The sequence below is a fragment of the Photobacterium chitinilyticum genome (genome assembly GCF_004104355.1).
Classification (GTDB): Bacteria; Pseudomonadota; Gammaproteobacteria; order Enterobacterales; family Vibrionaceae; genus Photobacterium; species Photobacterium chitinilyticum.
Genome location: NZ_RJLM01000034.1, coordinates 1 through 3,935, shown reverse-complemented (window position 1 = coordinate 3,935; position 3,935 = coordinate 1). Strand labels below are relative to the sequence as shown.

Genomic DNA, 3,935 nt, shown 5'->3' with positions numbered 1-3,935 from the left:
GCATTAGGTTGTCATGCAAGTTGGTTTGGCTCAAATCGTTGAAAGTGAATCGGAATTATCAGAGTCTGGATTTGTTGCCTGTATGCCGCAGATTTATCACGCGTGGAAAGGCTTTCGGTCAAGTATGATCGTATTAATGGATGGAGTTGCATAACAAAGGTATCAAGGTGACTCGTTTGACTCGGCGGTTTTGGTTTGGAGTTCAGCGGGTTTGGTGAGTTGGTCGTGGCGCACCTTATCCCAGGCGTTAAATGCTCTTAATTAAATGTGAGGTGTCTATTGAAAGAAGCAAAATTAGGTAGTCTTCGAACATTAGTTGGATTGTTACCTGAATTATTTGATAACGATCATGTTGTATTTTTTCGAGGTCATGCAAATAAATCATATGAACTTGAGCCATCTATTTATAGAAATAAGAGATGGTATTCTAATGAAGATAAAATAATCAGAGAAATTTTGATGCGCTGCCCAAATGAATTTTCTCAGATGAAATCAAGTTTTGAGAAGCTAGTAAAAATGCAGCACTATGATTTACCAACAAGATTGCTAGATTTAACCGAAAATCCACTGGTTGCTTTGTATTTTGCTTGTGCTGGGAGTGCGGAGCGAAGTGATGATGCTGAGTTGATATTTTTTAAAATACCCAAGTCTGAAATTAAATATTTTGACAGTGATACAGTTAGTGTTATAGCTAACTTAGCTTGGGCTAAATCTGATTTTGAATTACAAGAACGATTTAAATCAAACTCTAGGTCCTTTCATCTCAAGGATAATCATCATGCTTTAAAATTGATGCATGATATCAAACAAGAAAAGCCACATTTTTTGGAAAGGATTAACCCTAAGCACATTGAAAGTGTTATATGTGTAAAGCCAAAGTTAGATAATCCTAGAATAATAAGGCAAGATGGCGCATTTCTACTTTTTGGGATTAACGAGACAAAATTCAGTCCGGCAATATTGCCGAATGATTGGATTTATTATCCTAATGAGCGACGTCATATAATTAAAGCTTCGGATAAGGGAAATATAATGAAACAGCTAGCTAGTATTGGAATATCTAAAGCTAAGCTTTTTCCTGAAGTTGATATGGTTTCACAGTTCATTAAAAATGATTTTGGCCTAAATAATGAGGTGTTCAGTTCTAGCTTGCCAAAGCCTCAGCCAAGTGTGTTTTTGTAAATGAGCATTTAACAAGGCAATCAAGGTGATGCGTTACACTCGGCGGTTTTGGTACGGAGTTCAGTGTGCTTTGCTGGTTCAGTGGGGCACACCTTATTGCAGGCGTTATATTTTTCACCAAAGTTTTGGATTAATTGTTAAGGAAAGCAATGTACGTTGTATCTCAAGAAAAAGTATATTATTCAAATAAAGAGCCTATTCCTCTTGATGAGGTGATTGCATCCCTCCAAGGGTTATCCGAACTTTTTAAGATGGTGCCGACAGTACTTGAATATCTTGATAATAATCTGATTGTTGAAGAGATAGAAGTATTTGTAGATGAAGTATCTAAAGGTAGTCTATGGGAAGTGTTGGCGGTCGGACTTGCTTTTGGAACTCAGCAGTCTTTTGATGAACACTTAAAAAATAGTAACGATTGGGCGCATGCGAAGCTTATGAATGCAGGAATTACAGATAAAAACATAAGAAATGGATTAATCGTTGTAGTCGCACTGCTTGCTGTTGGTGGTGCGTCCTTAGCCTTTGACAGTATGAAAAAGTTATTAGGCGGTCGAGAAGATTCAGCGGCAACGATACAGGCAAATAACAATATATTTATAAATATTGGAGCGGAAGCATACGGTACTTCACCTGATGCAATGCAAGAGGCTATTGCTTCTGCTATTAGGCAACATGGCAAAAAGAAAGTAGCAAAGGAAGCTAGAAAAGTTGTTGCTCCAGCTAAACGTGAGGAAGAGGCCGAAATTAAGTTCTTTTCTGGTGCTCATGCTTCAGACTTACCTGTTTTAACTTTTGATAAAAAATTAGTCGAAGCGTTACCTAGTTATGATTTCGAGGACGGCGATGTCAACTTACCTCAGCCAAACGTTGAAATTTATATCACTAGCATGGATATAGAGCGCCATAAGTCCGGGTGGGCCGCACATATTCCATCTATATCTGAAAATAAGAGAATACCTATTAGTTTTAATAGCGATGCAAACCTTGAGCAAATTGCAGAAGATCGCAACTATTTGGCTGACTTAACTATTGTTTATACAAGAGATAAAGCATCTGGCGATCTCAAGCCTAAGCGCGCATTTATCTCAAAGCTAGGAGCTAAATTAGATCATGGCTATCGAGGTAAAAACCAAAAAATATAACAAAGCAATCAAGGTGATACGTTACACTCGGCGGTCTTGGTTTGGAGTACGGTGCGCTTTGCTAGTGTAGTGGGCGTACACCTTATTGCAGGCGTTATGTGCTCATGTGCTTGAGTTGGCTATGAATGGAAATTTCATGAATTTAGAATTAAAAAACAAATTAAAATATCTAGCATTACTAAATGCAATTATCGAACCAGAGTGGGAGTATAGATACTATTCGTACAACTCAAAATGGGGAGATGCTGAAGAAATGGCATCATTGCGTGATGGTTGTGGTGGAGAATGGTTCGTCTGGTTTTATAATGAAAGTATTGCTTTTAAATGTACAAGCCCAGTAGATGGACTTGTCGATAACTTTCAAACGTTGAAAGATAAAGTACCCCGTGATTATTCAATATTTCTCAACGAGCCTGCCTTTAGTATGGATATGGGATCTTGTATCTGGTTCTTGAATAACGATTGCTGGCAGAAGTTAGGTAACAGCATTTCTGATTTGCCAAACCCTGAAACTATACAAAAAATGAAAGCTAAAGATTTCTGTGAATTCGTTGATGAAATCTATGAGCAAGAGATCAATTGTGATTTGGTTGCAAAAATATTTGACGGTAAGTTCGAAATTGAAATGGCAAGTAAAATCAATCCAAATATTGATCTTACTTGCCTCAAAGAAGAATTACTAGAAATCGGCTTAAGCACATAACAAGGTATCAAGGTGACTTGTTTGACTCGGCGGTTTTGGTTCGGAGTTCTGTGCGCTTGGTGGGTTAATCGTGGCGCACCTTATCCCAGGCGTTATGTGCTTTGGAGGGTTAATGGATAGAGTCGATCAAGTCATCCGTTCAGTCGATATAAAAGTTCGTCGAGATTTGGAACTAGAATCAGCTTGGTCATATAACGATTATAAGCATATGGTCGACGAGGCTCTTAGCCATCACTGCCCCAAAACTTCAGTCTCCGACTTGTTAAAACTGCAATTGTCGCAGTTGTATCACCAAGGCTATATTGTCATTGAGAATATTGCCGTTTCGGTTCCAGTGTCATCAGTATTGTCTGTTTTGGAAAATATTGGCTCTATTGGAAACGGTAGAGGTAAGTTAAGGAATATATCGAACCAGCTAGGTTTTGATGTAATGCACACTCACTTTGGGCAATCTTCGTTTATTGTCGAGAATTGGGCCAACCACGCTCGACGCACTAAGTTAAAAGAGAAATGCTTGGATATAGAAACGATGTATCAATCATTGATAGAGTCGGTATCAAATGACTACAAAACAGGTGAGTGGGTTGTATTTAGCAAGCTTAATGGCTCCATTACTGTTTGGTGTTTGTGGCTGCATAAAGCTGGTGACGAAGCTCTTGTTCGCGAACTTCAGGCATGCACATAACAAAGGTATCAAGGTGACGCGTTACACTCGGCGGTTTTGGTTTGGAGTTCGGTACGCTTGGTTGGTTTGGTGTTAGCGCACCTTATCCCAGGCGTTAAATCTGCCGAGCAAGCTCGGGGAGTGCGCTGCGTCGAAGATTGCGTATCTGCTTCTAATATAGCCTAAAATTTTGTCTATGCTCCAGTCATGGCGCATACCGTTCAAAGTTTCATGCAGCAAGCAC

At 39.1% G+C, this 3,935-nt stretch carries 4 protein-coding genes; all 4 read left to right on the top strand.

What is annotated here, in order from left to right; all coding sequences use genetic code 11:
• Positions 1 to 279 precede the first annotated feature (279 nt).
• The 4 genes from EDI28_RS25385 to EDI28_RS25365 all read left to right on the top strand — a co-directional run bounded on the left by EDI28_RS25385 (position 280) and on the right by EDI28_RS25365 (position 3,712).
• Positions 280 to 1,182 (top strand): FRG domain-containing protein, encoded by a 903-nt coding sequence (locus tag EDI28_RS25385; RefSeq protein ID WP_128786639.1) that lies wholly within the window; start codon positions 280 to 282, stop codon positions 1,180 to 1,182.
• Positions 1,183 to 1,331: 149 nt separating this feature from the next.
• Positions 1,332 to 2,324, top strand: a complete 993-nt coding sequence (locus tag EDI28_RS25375; RefSeq protein WP_128786638.1) for a hypothetical protein — start codon at positions 1,332 to 1,334, stop codon at positions 2,322 to 2,324.
• A gap of 136 nt (positions 2,325 to 2,460) precedes the next feature.
• Positions 2,461 to 3,027, top strand: a complete 567-nt coding sequence (locus EDI28_RS25370) for a hypothetical protein (protein WP_128786637.1) — start codon at positions 2,461 to 2,463, stop codon at positions 3,025 to 3,027.
• Positions 3,028 to 3,139: 112 nt separating this feature from the next.
• Positions 3,140 to 3,712, top strand: coding sequence for a hypothetical protein (locus EDI28_RS25365; RefSeq protein WP_128786636.1), 573 nt, complete (start codon positions 3,140 to 3,142; stop codon positions 3,710 to 3,712).
• Positions 3,713 to 3,935 lie beyond the last annotated feature (223 nt).